General features: G+C 44.8%; 15 protein-coding genes. 3 read left to right on the top strand and 12 right to left on the bottom strand.

The features are described from left to right. Positions 1–476 precede the first annotated feature (476 nt). From ACQ4XT_RS14710 to ACQ4XT_RS14660, 11 genes are all read right to left on the bottom strand, one after another. Positions 477–863 carry an HIT family protein gene (locus ACQ4XT_RS14710; protein ID WP_446854337.1) on the bottom strand — a complete coding sequence of 129 codons (387 nt, stop codon included), beginning with the start codon at positions 861–863 and terminating at the stop codon, positions 477–479. Positions 864–875: 12 nt separating this feature from the next. Next, on the bottom strand, positions 876–1,112 hold the full coding sequence (locus tag ACQ4XT_RS14705; protein ID WP_446854336.1) for a hypothetical protein: 237 nt from the start codon (positions 1,110–1,112) through the stop codon (positions 876–878). 171 nt (positions 1,113–1,283) lie between these two features. After that, on the bottom strand, positions 1,284–2,585 hold the full coding sequence (locus ACQ4XT_RS14700; RefSeq protein WP_446854335.1) for a pyrimidine-nucleoside phosphorylase: 1,302 nt from the start codon (positions 2,583–2,585) through the stop codon (positions 1,284–1,286). A 60-nt stretch (positions 2,586–2,645) separates the two neighbouring features. Continuing rightward, positions 2,646–3,467, bottom strand: a complete 822-nt coding sequence (locus tag ACQ4XT_RS14695; protein WP_446854334.1) for a purine-nucleoside phosphorylase — start codon at positions 3,465–3,467, stop codon at positions 2,646–2,648. Between the two features lie 15 nt (positions 3,468–3,482). Continuing rightward, positions 3,483–4,661: a phosphopentomutase gene (deoB, locus tag ACQ4XT_RS14690; RefSeq protein ID WP_446854333.1), complete on the bottom strand. Its 1,179-nt coding sequence runs from the start codon at positions 4,659–4,661 to the stop codon at positions 3,483–3,485. 97 nt (positions 4,662–4,758) lie between these two features. Then, a complete protein-coding gene (xerD, locus tag ACQ4XT_RS14685) occupies positions 4,759–5,646 on the bottom strand; it encodes a site-specific tyrosine recombinase XerD (RefSeq protein ID WP_446854332.1) in 888 nt (295 codons plus the stop codon). Positions 5,647–5,653: 7 nt separating this feature from the next. Continuing rightward, positions 5,654–5,872 (bottom strand): DUF4227 family protein, encoded by a 219-nt coding sequence (locus ACQ4XT_RS14680; protein ID WP_446854331.1) that lies wholly within the window; start codon positions 5,870–5,872, stop codon positions 5,654–5,656. 297 nt (positions 5,873–6,169) lie between these two features. Then, positions 6,170–6,646: a ferric iron uptake transcriptional regulator gene (gene fur, locus ACQ4XT_RS14675; RefSeq protein ID WP_226589953.1), complete on the bottom strand. Its 477-nt coding sequence runs from the start codon at positions 6,644–6,646 to the stop codon at positions 6,170–6,172. Between the two features lie 111 nt (positions 6,647–6,757). Then, the gene (gene spoIIM / locus ACQ4XT_RS14670) at positions 6,758–7,378 is read right to left on the bottom strand and encodes a stage II sporulation protein M (protein ID WP_446854330.1); all 621 of its coding nucleotides are present in this window, start codon (positions 7,376–7,378) and stop codon (positions 6,758–6,760) included. A gap of 99 nt (positions 7,379–7,477) precedes the next feature. Next, complete coding sequence (locus tag ACQ4XT_RS14665) at positions 7,478–8,635, bottom strand: endonuclease Q family protein (protein WP_446855692.1); 1,158 nt, start codon at positions 8,633–8,635, stop codon at positions 7,478–7,480. Next, positions 8,635–9,180: an NUDIX hydrolase gene (locus tag ACQ4XT_RS14660; RefSeq protein ID WP_446854329.1), complete on the bottom strand. Its 546-nt coding sequence runs from the start codon at positions 9,178–9,180 to the stop codon at positions 8,635–8,637. Before ACQ4XT_RS14660 ends, ACQ4XT_RS14665 begins: the two co-directional genes overlap by 1 nt. A gap of 94 nt (positions 9,181–9,274) precedes the next feature. On the opposite strand from ACQ4XT_RS14660, the gene ACQ4XT_RS14655 reads away from it, so the two are divergent. Beyond that, positions 9,275–10,201 (top strand): aldo/keto reductase, encoded by a 927-nt coding sequence (locus ACQ4XT_RS14655; protein ID WP_446854328.1) that lies wholly within the window; start codon positions 9,275–9,277, stop codon positions 10,199–10,201. A gap of 73 nt (positions 10,202–10,274) precedes the next feature. On the opposite strand, the gene ACQ4XT_RS14650 is transcribed toward ACQ4XT_RS14655, so the two are convergent. Beyond that, entirely contained in the window at positions 10,275–11,330 is a 1,056-nt protein-coding gene (locus tag ACQ4XT_RS14650; RefSeq protein ID WP_446854327.1) for a dipeptidase, read from the bottom strand. A gap of 737 nt (positions 11,331–12,067) precedes the next feature. Between ACQ4XT_RS14650 and ACQ4XT_RS14645 the strand changes: the two genes are divergently transcribed. Together ACQ4XT_RS14645 and ACQ4XT_RS14640 are read left to right on the top strand one after the other, a co-directional pair. Further along, positions 12,068–13,855 (top strand): M3 family oligoendopeptidase, encoded by a 1,788-nt coding sequence (locus ACQ4XT_RS14645; RefSeq protein ID WP_446854326.1) that lies wholly within the window; start codon positions 12,068–12,070, stop codon positions 13,853–13,855. Between the two features lie 132 nt (positions 13,856–13,987). Beyond that, positions 13,988–14,308, top strand: a complete 321-nt coding sequence (locus tag ACQ4XT_RS14640; protein ID WP_446854325.1) for a putative quinol monooxygenase — start codon at positions 13,988–13,990, stop codon at positions 14,306–14,308. Positions 14,309–14,355 lie beyond the last annotated feature (47 nt).

Raw genomic sequence — 14,355 nt, 5'->3', positions numbered from 1 at the left:
TGGTAACGACTATCCACGTTATAGGGGTTAGTTTCTACCATACAACCAATGGAGTAAACGAACTCACGTACACCATCGGAGTGTCTTCTCCAATGCTATCTAAAAAAGAAGAACTCGATCGAAGTTATTAGAAAACCAATGTCTGCCTGTTTGAATGTCGAATCCACCAACTCTCCTTTGACTGAAAAGCTGCTTATTCTGGAAATAGTTTCGAGACACTCTTATGGTCAAGCGGCGGAGGGAAACGGTGATACTCATATCTCTAAGTGTGAAGGCGTCTTGGTCAGGGGCGAATGGACTGGCCTGAGCTGGCGGAGATAAAGGAAACACGGAGAGCGTTGCGATTGGATATCCCTGACCCTCAATATGGCAAACGGAGACCGGCATATTGAAACTGTGCCGTTAAGAATAGGGAGCGTGTGGTAGTAAACGGGTGTAGGAGAACAATAAAAAACACGACCTGGGTAGGTCGTGTTTTAGATGTGGCGTTTGTTTTCTTCTTGTTTGAGCCAGTGGCGGATGCCTTTTCCTGCGTGGGGTTCGTCTTGGAAACGGGGGATGATATGCATGTGAGCGTGGAAAATATGCTGTCCACCGGTTTGGTAGCAATTGTAACCAATGTTGTAGCCGTCTGGTTGAAGTGTGTCATCCAGCCATTCTTTGACCTGTTGAATCATATCCTGCGTATCCATCCATTCCTCTCTGGATAGGTCGAACACCGTAGTTCGGTGGGATTTAGGAACGATCAAGCCTGATCCTTTTAATATTCGCTGGTCTTTTTGGACAAAGTAACAGGATTCGTTTTCAAAAATGATTTTCTGTTCCTTATCCGCTTCTGGTGAGCATAATATACATTGGTCCATGTCTTCCCCTCCCTATGTAATGGGCATGAAACTTTCAATGAAGATAAAGGCCATCATAGATGAAAGAACAAGAATGATCGTTCCTCTGATGACGCGATCCTCTTTCAAATAACGAACGCCTAAGAATACATACAAAAAAGCCGACACGAATGCTATGAGATCAATGCTTACGTTAAAAGAGAAAATCCAATGGGACAATAAAAGGATAAGAGCAACTGACGCGACCATCACCTCTAAAATCCGGAACATCCTATTCCCCCTTCTACAAGAATAATATCATGAACCTTCCCGTTTATGAATATCCAATACCTCTTCACATCCAAATATTCTTCTCTATAAAAGAACAGGCTTGGATAGACAAACAAAAAGCGAACCGACCTACAAGTGTAGACGGTTCGCTTCTTTTTTAAGTCTGAGATTTTATTTAATGATGTTGTGGATCAGTGTCGGTTTTTCGACTTTTTCACCAGAAATCGTGTAAGCTTCTTTGACTTTCTGGATAGAATCATCCGGCTGTTCGTCATCACTGATCAAGACGACAAGAGCTTCTCCGGCTTTGACAGGATCGCCGATTTTCTTCTTCAGACTGATGCCTACACCGTGATTGATTTCATCCTCTTTGGTTGCACGGCCGGCTCCAAGATACATGGCGGCTATACCGATGGATTCTGCATCAATCGCAGATACGTAGCCATCCTGATCGGTTGTGACTTCAATTTCATGAGCCGCTCTAGGTAGACGATCAAGGTCATCAATCATAGAAACGTCTCCACCTTGTGCTTCAATCAGCGTGCGCAGGGACTGGAAGGCTTTTCCGTTTTCGATATTCGCTTCAATTGCTTTATATGCTTCTTCATAAGAAGAGAACTTCTCAGCAAGCACAGCCATGTGGGAAGCGATTTCAAGGGAGAGCAAACGCAAGTCTTCGACGTTCTTCCCTTGAAGAATTTCTGCTGCTTCTTTAATTTCGTTCGCATTACCGACTTCATAGCCAAGGGGCTGATTCATGTCACTAATGACCGCTACGGTGTTACGTCCCAGGTTGTTTCCGATGTTCACCATCTCACGAGCAAGCGCTTCAGAGTCTTCAAGTGTTTTCATAAAGGCTCCAGAACCTGTTTTCACATCAAGCACAATGCTGTCTGCTCCGGATGCAATTTTTTTACTCATGATGGAACCAGCGATCAATGGTAAGGAGTTTACGGTACCCGTCACGTCTCTTAGTGCATAAAGCTTCTTATCTGCAGGTGCAAGGTTCCCGGTTTGACCTGCAACCGCAAGCTTGTGGGTATTCACATTCTCGATGAATTTCTCTTTCGTCATCTCGATTTCAAGGCCTTTGATGGACTCTAGTTTATCCAGTGTTCCACCTGTATGACCAAGTCCACGTCCGGACATTTTTGCAACAGGAATGCCGACAGAAGCAACTAATGGCCCGACGATGAATGTTACCTTATCGCCTACACCACCCGTAGAGTGCTTATCGACTTTCTTCCCTTCAATCGCTGAGAGGTCGATGGTTTCTCCAGAGTCTACCATCGCTTGAGTCAACGTCGCCGTTTCTTCAGCAGTCATGCCCTGGAAATAAATCGCCATCGTAAAAGCAGAGGCCTGGTAGTCAGGAATCTCACCTTTTGTGTAACCTTCAACGAAGAATTCGATTTCTTCCTTCGTCAATTCCCCGCCATCGCGTTTTTTTACAATAATGTCATACATTCTCATCTCGATCACCCTTTACTAAAAGTTTAAGTGAGAAAGCGCCAGTCAAGACGCTTTCTTTTTTTATGCTGGTAATGTTTTTAAAAGTTCTTTAACGAATCCTAGGAAATCCTCACGCACCTGAGCCGTCGTTTCGATGACTTCATCATGCGTAAGCGGCTGATCTAAAATTCCGGCAGCCATATTGGAAATACAGGAGATTCCAAGGACACGGATCCCTGCGTGGTTTGCCACCATCACTTCTGGAACCGTGGACATTCCGACGGCATCTCCACCAAGTGTACGCAGCATACGTACTTCTGCACCTGTCTCATAGGCAGGTCCTGTGTTTCCTACATAAACTCCTTCTTGCACCTGAAGGTTCAAACGTTCAGCTGACTGCTTCGCGTGATCAATCAAAGCGCGATCATACGCTTCAGACATATCAGGAAAACGCGGTCCAAGATCCTCATCATTTGGTCCAATCAGCGGACTGTCTCCCATATTGTTGATATGATCGGTAATGATCATCAAGTTGCCCGGCTTGAAGGTTTCATTGATACCGCCTGCCGCGTTTGTAACGAAAAGTGTTTCCACACCCAGTGCTTTCATTACGCGGACCGGGAACGTCACCTGTTTCATATCATAGCCCTCATAATAGTGGAAACGACCTTGCATCGCGATGACTTGACGTCCTTCTAATTCACCAACGACCAGCTGCCCTTTATGTCCGGAAACCGTGGATTCAGGAAAGTGAGGGATTTCCGTATAAGGAATGGTTGTCGGATTTTGAATTTCCTCCGCCAGTACGCCGAGGCCAGATCCTAGAATCAGCCCGACACTTGGTTCATGCGTCAATTTCCCTTGAATGAATTGAGATGCTTCTTTTACTTGTGTTTGGTTCATATTGTTTCTCCTCCCTTATTGAATATCTTTCAAAAAGCTCTTACCATGTTCAGGCATTTGGATCGAGAAGTTTTCAGAAACAGTCGCACCGATATCTGCGAATGTTTGGCGCTGGTCTAGTTCCTGCCCTTCTTTAATGCCGTTGTGATAGACAATCAATGGAACAAGTTCCCGTGTATGGTCTGTACCATGATGCACAGGATCATTGCCGTGGTCTGCCGTGATGATCAATAAATCATCATCCTGCATTTTTTCCAATACTTCAGGCAGACGTGCATCATATTCCTGCAGCGCTTCCCCGTACCCTTGAGGATCACGACGGTGCCCATATTTGGCATCGAAATCGACCAGGTTCAAAAAGCTCATTCCGGTGAAATCTTTATCCAAAGTCTTCACCAGCTGGTCCATCCCATCCATATTGTCTTTCGTGCGGATGGCTTCTGTGACGCCTTCTCCATCATAAATATCAGAGATTTTACCGATGGCGACAACATCGAGTCCTTCATCTTCCATCTCATTCATGACTGTGCGTCCGAATGGCTTCAAAGCATAGTCATGACGATTGGATGTACGTTCAAAGGCTCCTGGTTCACCGATGAACGGACGGGCGATAACGCGTCCGACCATATATTTCTCATCTTTCGTAATTTCACGGCAGAACTCACAGATTTCATAAAGCTCTTCCGGTGGAATCACATCTTCATGAGCAGCAATCTGTAAGACTGAATCGGCAGACGTGTAAATGATCAAATCTCCCGTTTCCATATGATGTTCTCCCAGCTCCTTAAGGATCTCCGTCCCTGAAGCCGGTTTATTTCCAACAATTCCACGACCGGTCTTTTCTTTAATCTGATCCAGCAGTTCATCCGGGAAACCGTCCGGGAATGTGCGGAAAGGCTGGTCAATGTAAAGACCCATGATTTCCCAGTGTCCGGTCATGGTATCTTTTCCGTTCGACGCTTCCACCATCGTTGTGTAATGTGCTTTCGGCTTTTCAGCCTTGTCAATGCCTTGAATTTGACGAATGTTGCTTAGTCCAAGTGATCCCATATGCGGCATGTCCAAGCCGTTCATATGTTCGGCGATATGCCCGAGCGTATGCGCCCCTTTATCATCGAACTTCTCTGCATCCGGGGCTTCTCCTATTCCCACAGAGTCCATAACTACTAAAAATACGCGTTTGAATGAATTCATCAAAGATCCCTCCTAATGTTTAATTTCCCAAATTCGTGAAAAACTACCCTACATTCTTGAGATGTAGGATGTCAGACAACTTAAAACACAAAAGAGTTTATGCCCGTGGATGATACGAGCGATAAACGTCTTTTAACCTTGTCTTGGAGACATGGGTATAGATTTGAGTCGTGGAGATGTCTGCATGTCCCAGCATTTCCTGAACAGCCCTCAGATCGGCTCCATTTTCCAGAAGGTGTGTTGCAAATGAATGGCGCAATGTATGGGGGGTCAATTCTTTATTGACGCCCATCTCTCTAGCAACCGCTTTCAATATCTTCCAAAAACCCTGCCGTGATAAGGCGTTCCCATGATGATTGACAAACAGCTCTTCGGTCTGTTTATGCTTGACAAGTGCATCACGACCGATTTGCAAATAATTTTCAACCGCATCTTTGGCCATGTCACCGAGAGGGATGATCCTCTCTTTCGATCCTTTGCCCAGACATCGGACAAACCCCATTGTCAAATGAAGATCCGTCACTTTGAGTGAGACGAGCTCCGTCACTCTCAGACCCGTCGCATACAGCATTTCAAACATCGCTTTATTCCGCGCTGAGAGCGGGTCTTTCGCGTGGATGTTCAAAAGTTTGTCCACATCGTCCGAAGAGAGCACTTTCGGAAGCTTCCTTTCTTTCTTCGGTGTCTCTATATGTAAGCTCGGATCCTGATCTGTCACCTTTTCCCGGATCAGGAACTGGTGAAAAAGACGAATGGATGACAACAAGCGTGCGATGGTGGCTGATGAACGTCCCTGGTCATTGAGGTGATGCAGGTACTTCATAATATGGGAGCGGGTCATTTCATCCCAGCTTTCCACTCCTAATTCCTGCTGTAAAAAGCGGTCGTACTGAGACAGGTCCCGCTTGTAAGATTGAATCGTGTTAGGCGATAACCCGCGCTCGACGGTCAAATAATGAAAAAAATCTTCCAGGGCATGCTGCATCGTACATCTACTCCCCTAACCGAAAAAATATCGACAGACGATCCGTCCATGGTTGTTCCATGGGTTGATAGACTTTGATTGCCGTACCACCTGGCGGATCGTATCGATGCTGACGCTCGTATTCTTCATGCACCATACGTAGAGCCATATAAAAAACGCAAGTACAAACAGTGAATACAATCAGGACTTTGATTAAATCTCTTAAACTGTTCTTCAAACGAGTCATTGGCACTCCCCTCACTTCCGTACCTTTTTGTAAAGGATATGCCTAAATTCCTTACAAATATACGTAGAATGATGAGAGAATCAGATGACGGAAACGTTGAACAAACAGGACAAGTCCTATCTAGGTTTAACGTACACGATTTTCGTTCGTTTGTAAATAAAAATACAAGAGTCAGAGATTTTAGAAAACGCATACAGAGGACCAATCAAGACCTTTCTTCCTCTTTTGCCTACTGCTGGATAATTAGAAAAAAGAGCAAAATAAAAAGCCACTATGTCCTTCATAGCGGCGGTCTTTTTATTCTTCATTTGATTTTGCAGATGATGTCGTCACGGCCTGTTTTTGGCACACACGGCATATGCCATGGAACGTCAAGCGGTGATCTTTCACTTCGAAACCCCACTGACCTTCAACGATTTTCTCTACATCCCCTAAGAGATCTTCATCGATTTCTTCCACAGATCCACACTCAATACATACGAGATGATGGTGAAAGTGTTCGGCACCTTCTTTTCTCAAGTCATATCGGGAGACGCCATCTCCGAAATTAATTTTATCGACAACTTTTAGTTCTGATAGCAATTCCAATGTTCGATAGACGGTTGCTAGACCAATTTCTGGTGCTTTCTCTTTTACGAGGAGGTAAACATCTTCCGCACTTAAGTGGTCTTCTTCATTTTCCAAAAGTACCCGTACTGTGGCTTCACGCTGCGGAGTGAGCTTATAACTTTGGGAATGCAGCTGCTTTTTTATTTTATCTATACGATGTTCCATATCGTTCGTCCCTCCCTCGTAATACCAATTTCATTATAATCAGAGACAGAACGAGTGTCAAATTATAATTATTTTAATCTGTTAACGATAATCATTATTATCTGATATCACTTACTTGTAAATCCATTTCAATATATATTCCAAAAAAGTGTTGCTGATAAAGACTTCTACAACAGAAGAAACCATCAGAATCGCAATCAAGGCTCCAAAGAGTGCACTATACCTTACAAAGCCCTTCATGATCGGCTGATGAACTCTACGAATGAAAAGCTGCTTACATAAGGTTAGGGAAAATATCAAAGCTAGAGAGCCTGCTATCAGATATACAGGTATAATAATGACGTTCTGAGGAGCAATCGAAACCGATGAGATCAACAGTCCGTACCAGCCCATCTGATTGACTAGAAAACCGACGGAAAATCCGATCACCAATCCCTTGATAAAAAGCAGTACCGTGATGATCGGCATCCCGATGACAGAGATTCCTAACAGAAATAAGAGAAGCATATACTTGAGATGATAAAGAACGCTGTCTTTCCAAAGGGTAGCTTTTCCTGTTCCTCCAATCATCGTCTGCTGTTCAAAAAATTGCTTCAGATAAAAGAAGAGGTCCTGTTTTTGGACAAAGTTCATACTGTTTACGATCACTGCCCCGAAAATCATCCCCATAATAAATAGAACGAAAATAAACACGAAGATGTTCATATGTGTTTGAACGTCGTTTTTAACCATTCGCATACCCTGCTGCATCTTTTATCCACCTTTCTCTTCACCGGTCTATGACCAATCTATGAGAGAGATGGAAAAAGTAGACCAAATCCAGCTCAGTTTCTATTGAATTCTTCCGTATTTTCCGCCTCCACCTGCCTGAATGGTGAGCGTACCTTTTCTCATGGCCATGATCCTTTCAGCCACTTGTTCAGGGATGACCATCTTCAATTCTTCCCTTGAAACTTCATGGATGACAGCCATTTCGGTGCCAAACGCATCCACTAGCTTCTCGTAGGTACCCTTTCCTACTCCAGGTAGAGATGATAGAGGCACTTGATAGATATAAGGAGGTCTCTCTTTCATCTGGGAACTAGATTTCAGCTCTTCCACACGGTCTTTCACTCCTTTGACGATTTTTTTCGATCCACATGCTTCACAGTGAGAAGTAGAAAGCTCAGCCGGAGTCAGACATTTGGCACAAACGGTCTGGTGGTATTTCCCCATGGCGGGACTCATCCCATAATTGGTTACGACTTTCCTTCCATCCTGATTATGGAGAGCCAGCCGCAATTCCTCAAAATTCAATGCCTTTAAAGCCACCTCCTGATATTCCCGAGCAAGCTTTCCTAAGGAATGAGCATCCGAATTGGTCACGTAAGTATACGGTTCCAGTTCCCCGATCAAATCAGCCATATCCGTATCAGCGCTCAATCCGAGTTCTACGGCATCGATCTTGTCAGGATCAAGCACTTCCCTTAACGTTTCTTTCACTCCTCTTCCATAAAGGCTTTTAAAAGGAGTGAAAACATGAGCAGGAATGAAAATCCCCTCATGCTCTTTCACATATTGCTGGAGCTCGCGAGCGGTGCCATAAAAACGTTGAGAGCTTAAATTCACATTTTTCATCTTTTGAGAAAGCCACGCGGTGAACGCTTCCATTTGATTCACCGTCGGGAAATAACAAAGCACATGAATGGGACCGGAACATGCCGCATCGTACACTTCGATTTCAGAACCTAGAAGGAGGACCGTATCTTGATAACGAATGCCCCCTTCCTTTAATTCCACGGCTTTTCCGCGATCAATCAGATCCAACTTTTCTTCCTGTACGGAAGGAGCCTGAGCATCAATGACTCCAACCATATCGAGCCCTTTTCGATTCGTCGCTTCTTCAAGAATATTTGAGAGGGTCAGCGATTTGGATCCTGTGATTTTCACAGGCTTTCCGTTCCAGTCCCTCCCGATGTGAATATGTAGATCAACGAAAAACGTATCCATCACCTTGCATTTCTCAATTTCATATACAGGATGGCATAGGCGGTTTTCGCATCATGGATCCGCTCTTCTTTTTCCAACGCTTCTGCTTCCTCCACCGTCAGTTCGATTTGTTCGACGAACTCGTCCTCATCCCCGTCCGGCTGTTCTTCCATCGGTTTGATCTGGTCTGTGAAGTAAAGATGTACAATTTCATCCGCAAACCCTGGAGATGTGTAGAAAGAGGTAATGAATTCAAGGTCATCGGACGTGTATCCTGTTTCCTCTTCCAGTTCCCTAAGCGCACATGTTTTCGGTTCTTCCCCAGGTTCAAGCTTGCCTGCAGGAATTTCGATGATGCTTTTCTCCATCGGTTTTCTGTACTGCTCGACACAGACGAGCTTCCCTTCTTCGGTGACTGCGATGACGGCTACAGCTCCAGGGTGACGGATCAGTTCCCGTTTAGATGTATTCCCATCGGGTAAAGTAACACTGTCGATATCCAATTGAACAATTTTCCCTTTATAAATCGTTTCGGTTTCATATGTTTTCTCTTCAAATTTCTTCAAAACATTCATCCTCTCTTGTTCCTACCGTCATTTTATCACAGGAGTGGCATGGAACCGGAACAATCCGCTACACTTAAATGGAAAGGATGATTACATGAACAAACGCCAACTAGGATCTTCAGATTTATACGTGTCAGAAATCAGTCTAGGGTGCATGTCGCTCGGGACCGATCATAACAAAGCAAAAGACATCATCGACCGAGCTGTCGATGCCGGCATCAATTACTTAGATACAGCCGACTTATACGATTTTGGGGAAAACGAAAAAATCGTAGGGGAAGCGGTCAAAGGAAAAAGAGAGGATCTCCTGATTGGAACAAAAGTCGGAAACAACTTTAGCCGCGGTGAGAAAGACTGGTACTGGGATCCATCCAAAAAACACATCAAAGAAGGTGTGAAAGACAGCCTGAAACGACTGGGAATCGATTATATCGACCTTTACCAGCTGCACGGCGGAACCATTGATGATCCGATAGAGGAAAGCATCGAAGCTTTTGAAGAGCTCAAACAAGAAGGTTTGATCAGAGAATATGGCATCTCATCGATCCGTCCGAATGTCATCAAAGAATATGTGGAAAAATCCAACATCGTCAGTGTGATGATGCAGTACAATGCTCTGGACCGCAGACCTGAAGAAGAGATCCTCGAACTGCTTGCAGACAAAGAAATTAGTGTCCTGGCAAGGGGCCCGCTGGCAAAAGGAATGCTATCATCAAAAGGACAGCAAAAAGCCCAGGAAAAAGCAGAAAATGGATTTTTAGAGTACAGCCAGGAAGAAGTGTTGGAAATCGCAAAGCAATGGCAGACGTTCACCACTGACGAAAAAACGGCAGAAACGCTCGCGCTTCAATATGTCCTGCAAAACCCTGCCGTTGCTAGTGCAGTCTTTGGAGCAAGCTCAGTGGAGCAGTTGAATGACAACTTGCGCTACCTTGAGTCTCCTTCATTGACGGAGCAGACTTACAAGCAAATCCAGGCACTGACAAGAGGAATCACCTATCAAAAACATAGAGCTAAATAAAGGTTGGCAAATGAAAAGACGAGAACCCTCTTCTCAAAGGGGATTCTCGTCTTTTTTCTATAGGACGCTTGAATCAGCTGTTGTCTTTCCATGTTTCCTTTAGTACACGCAGCCAATTTTTATAGGCGATCTTTTCGATCTCTTCCCTGCCCATCCCTTCTTTTTTCAATTGATCAAATAATCTCGGCACCCCGGTCACATCTTTAAGAGCCGCTGGCACCCGGGTTCCATCAAAATCCGACCCTAAAGCAACATGGTCGATTCCGATGCGGTCGACGATGTAATGGATATGTTTCGTAATGTCAGATAAAGCAGCTCCTTCGTTATTTGCACCATCTTCTGTCACCATATTGGGATTAATACTATAGGTGGCCCCGATCAAACCGTTCGACTCACCGATGGCATCGATTTGTTTGTCTGTCAGGTTCCGGGTGACCGGACACAACCGGTGGGCATTGGAATGAGTAGCTACCAGTGGAGCATCACTGATCGAGGCGACATCCCAAAACCCCTTTTCATTCAAATGGGAAAGGTCAATCATAATTCCTAACCGGTTACACTCCCGCACAAGGTTTTTCCCAGCTTGTGTAAGGCCGGGACCTGTGTCTGGAGAGGAGGGGAAACGATACGGAACTCCCTCCCCGAATGCATTCCCTCTGCTCCAGACAGGACCGACGGAACGTAACCCTGCTTCATATAATACAGACAACGCATGCAAATCTTCATCGATGCCTTCTGCTCCCTCAATATGTAAAATCCCGGCCATGTACTCTCCGGCGATGGCCCGTTCTAAATCCCCAACGGTTCTAGCCGCTTTGAATTTCCCACCCGATTCTGCCTCCATTTTCAAGAAACGCGCGATCATCTTGTTGGTGTATGTACAAGCATACGCATAAGACAGAGGTCGTGGGAGCGGTTTTTCATAACCTTTCTCTGTTTTGTAGGCGACGGGGCGTGGATCGGTATCAGGATTCGGACAGAATACGGCATAAAAGCCTGCGGCCAGGCCGGAACGATTCCCTCGCGGCCAATCGATGTGCCCTTCTTTCGTCCCTGTAAAGAACGGCTTCACCCCATTCTCAAAGTTCATCAGCGTATCATTGTGTCCATCTATGAACGGTACTTTCATCTACTTCTCCTCCTTAAAAATCATCATTTTCCTCCATAAAGGTTATGGAAGACGCAATTCCGAGATTTTTGTTGGGTGGATAGGGGGCTGCGGGGAACGGCTCGCTTTCCGCGGGAGCGCGGTGAGCCTCCTCAGACTACGTCCTGCGGGGTCTCACCAAGCACTTTTTTCCCGCAGGAGTCTCGCCATTCCCCTCCGCCCCTTTGCCAAATAATTATCTCGAAATGACTTCTGGCATAAGTTTCTTTTATGTACAAGTTAATTGGAGGAACATAAACTTCCAAAGACAAGATTCTACATCCCAGAAAGCTTGTTATAGAGCTTTTATGCTTATAACAAAAGGATAGTCGAGGGCATCCTTCCATAGTAAAGGGGGTCGTTCTTCACATTCATCAAATGGGGTGGTTGGGAAGCTGCGAGACTCCCGCGGGAATGGATTGGCTGGCTAGACCCCACAGGACGAAGTCCGAGGAGGCTTGCCGCCATCCCCGCAGGAAAGCGAGTAGCTTCCCAACCACCCCTGACTCGTATAAATGGTAACGAACCTCGGTTATCTCAATAAAGCCCTTACACAATCCTACCCTATTCTTTATTTACATATAACGTATATGCATTTGACAAACATTCATTGATAACGCTCCTGCGTCGGGAATGAGAGCAGGAGTCCGTCTTGAGGATGATGAAGATTTTTCCAAAGTGGATTACACTAATACTATCAAAACCTTAGGAGGAATGAAATGAAGAATACGGTAATGAAAAAATGGGATCTGGAGCGTCTCTTTCCTGATGGGCTTGAGCATGAACTGCAACTGAAGATTGAACAAATGGAAGCTCTTCATGACCAGATAAAGAACTCAAAAACTCCCGAAGACTTTAAAGATTTTTTTCTGACTGTAGAAGAAGTACAAAAGCTTTACTCTGAAGTTTTTGCGATCGATGAATACGCCATCTGCCTGTCCTCTCAAGATGTTCAGGATCGTAATGGCCACTATTTTATGGATCAAAGTCAAAGATTAAAAGCAAAAATGGAAACTTTGTTACTGGCTTTCGACCAATATATCGCTGCCATCCATGAATCTTCCTGGCATGAATGGATCCTAGCAGAGGAACTGGACGGAATCCGCACTTCTTTAATGGAGCGGAGAAGGCAGATTGAAGAGCGGTCAGCGCCCGAATTGGAACAGGCCATCCACACATTGTCTGTCAATGGCTTCGAGGGATGGGAAGATCTGTATGAGCAGGAATTTGCCCGCCTTCGTGTACCTGTGGAAGAAGGTGGGGAGAGAATTGAATTGTCATTTGATATGGCATTCATGAAGGCGATGTTATCCAAGGATCGTTCTGTCCGTTCTTCCATTGCCGCGTCCATCATTGAGGTTTGTAAACAAAATCAGGACCGCTTCGCCCTTATTTTTAACCACTTCGCCGGTTTCAGGAATGATTTATATGAGTTAAGAGGTTGGACGAATCCTCTGAAAGAAATGTATGAGCAGAACAGAATGACAGAACCCTCTGTCAACAGCATGATGGAAGCTCTCCACGACCATAAGGATCTTTTGTATCAATTCCTGAATAGAAAAGCCCAGATCGACAACGTTGCAAAACCGGACTGGTATGATTTATATGCACCTTCTTTCACAGCTAAGACAACACTTACATATGAAGAGGCAGCGGAAATTGTGATCAAGCAGTTCTCTCAATATAGTGAGAAACTCGGAGACTTTGCTAAACAGGCTTTCCATGACGGATGGATCGATGCGGATCCACATGAAAACAAGCGCCACGGTGCCTTTTGCGCCTCATTACCGCATGCGAAAGAAAGCCGGGTACTCCTATCTTTCCACGGAACGTATCAGGATGTCGTGACCTTGGCGCATGAACTTGGACATGCTTATCACAATACGTTGCTTCATAAACAACCCGGATTTGCCCAGCATGCAGGGACAGGGCTTGCAGAAACAGCGTCCACGTTCGCAGAGAATCTTGTACTGGACGCGGCCATTGATCTTGCAAAAACAGAAGAAGACGCCCTCTCCCTCTTAGAAATGAAAATCATCAACGGACTGAAATACACCACGTTCATCCCGGCAAAATTTGAATTTGAAAAGGATTTTTATGAAAAGCGTAAACAAGGAAAGCTCTCCTCTTCAGAGATGATCGATTTGATGGAAGCTAAAGAAAGGGACTGGTTCGGAGACCAGCTGGATCAGGTAAATGCTTATAATTGGATGAGCATCCCTCATTTCTATGATACCGAAAAAGCTTTTTATAACATTCCCTACACGATCGGTTATCTGTTCAGTAATGGCATGTACTCCCAATACAAAGAACATCCTGCGTCATTCCCTGAAAAGTACGATGGCTTGTTGAGTCGTTCCGGGGATCTGCCGATGGATGAACTGTGCGCAGCTTTCCTCGGTCAAGACCTGAACACACAGACGTTCTGGAACGAGTCATTCCGTCCCTTGGAGGAAGCCATTGAGGATTACCTCAAGAGAACAGAAAACTATATAACAAAAAAATGATCTTCATAGCTGTCATAGACTGGAGAGGTAAAAAGAAGCGGCTCCGCTAAAAATTGAAGAGCTGTGAGATTCGAAGGGGATTGGAGTACGGTTGTAGAACATTGAACAGGTCATAAAAAAAGGAGGACGATCATGAGCAAATTCAGTTTGTTCGGTAAGTTCACAGTACAAGAAGGCGAACGTGATACAATGGTTGATCTTTTGTTGGAAGCAGCTGAATCCTTGCAAAACCTTGAAGAATGCGAGGTCTATCTCGTAAATATTTCTGAAAATGAACCAAATGCTGTGTATGTTTATGAGGTGTGGAAGAGCGAAGATGCTCATCAAGATTCTCTGACTCTTGAAACTACACAAACATTAATCCGTCGCGCAAAACCAATCATAACGGGAATGGAGAGAGTAAAAACCTTACAAACAAAAGGCGGTAAGGGTCTTGGACAGCTTTCAGATTGAGTGAACGAATATGAAGATGGATCATTATACACTAAAAAATAGAACTT

It is taken from the genome of Halobacillus sp. 12SKB (assembly GCF_052941655.1).
This window is presented reverse-complemented; position numbering and strand designations above follow the sequence as displayed.

Excerpts from the sequence above, each read along its gene's own strand:
- ACQ4XT_RS14710 (WP_446854337.1), bottom strand. The coding sequence starts at position 863 with ATGGACCAATGTATATTATGCTCACCAGAAGCGGATAAGGAACAGAAA.
- ACQ4XT_RS14705 (WP_446854336.1), bottom strand. The coding sequence starts at position 1,112 with ATGTTCCGGATTTTAGAGGTGATGGTCGCGTCAGTTGCTCTTATCCTT.
- ACQ4XT_RS14700 (WP_446854335.1), bottom strand. The coding sequence starts at position 2,585 with ATGAGAATGTATGACATTATTGTAAAAAAACGCGATGGCGGGGAATTG.
- ACQ4XT_RS14695 (WP_446854334.1), bottom strand. The coding sequence starts at position 3,467 with ATGAACCAAACACAAGTAAAAGAAGCATCTCAATTCATTCAAGGGAAA.
- deoB (WP_446854333.1), bottom strand. The coding sequence starts at position 4,661 with ATGAATTCATTCAAACGCGTATTTTTAGTAGTTATGGACTCTGTGGGA.
- xerD (WP_446854332.1), bottom strand. The coding sequence starts at position 5,646 with ATGCAGCATGCCCTGGAAGATTTTTTTCATTATTTGACCGTCGAGCGC.
- ACQ4XT_RS14680 (WP_446854331.1), bottom strand. The coding sequence starts at position 5,872 with ATGACTCGTTTGAAGAACAGTTTAAGAGATTTAATCAAAGTCCTGATT.
- fur (WP_226589953.1), bottom strand. The coding sequence starts at position 6,646 with ATGGAACATCGTATAGATAAAATAAAAAAGCAGCTGCATTCCCAAAGT.
- spoIIM (WP_446854330.1), bottom strand. The coding sequence starts at position 7,378 with ATGGTTAAAAACGACGTTCAAACACATATGAACATCTTCGTGTTTATT.
- ACQ4XT_RS14665 (WP_446855692.1), bottom strand. The coding sequence starts at position 8,635 with ATGGATACGTTTTTCGTTGATCTACATATTCACATCGGGAGGGACTGG.
- ACQ4XT_RS14655 (WP_446854328.1), top strand. The coding sequence starts at position 9,275 with ATGAACAAACGCCAACTAGGATCTTCAGATTTATACGTGTCAGAAATC.
- ACQ4XT_RS14650 (WP_446854327.1), bottom strand. The coding sequence starts at position 11,330 with ATGAAAGTACCGTTCATAGATGGACACAATGATACGCTGATGAACTTT.
- ACQ4XT_RS14645 (WP_446854326.1), top strand. The coding sequence starts at position 12,068 with ATGAAGAATACGGTAATGAAAAAATGGGATCTGGAGCGTCTCTTTCCT.
- ACQ4XT_RS14640 (WP_446854325.1), top strand. The coding sequence starts at position 13,988 with ATGAGCAAATTCAGTTTGTTCGGTAAGTTCACAGTACAAGAAGGCGAA.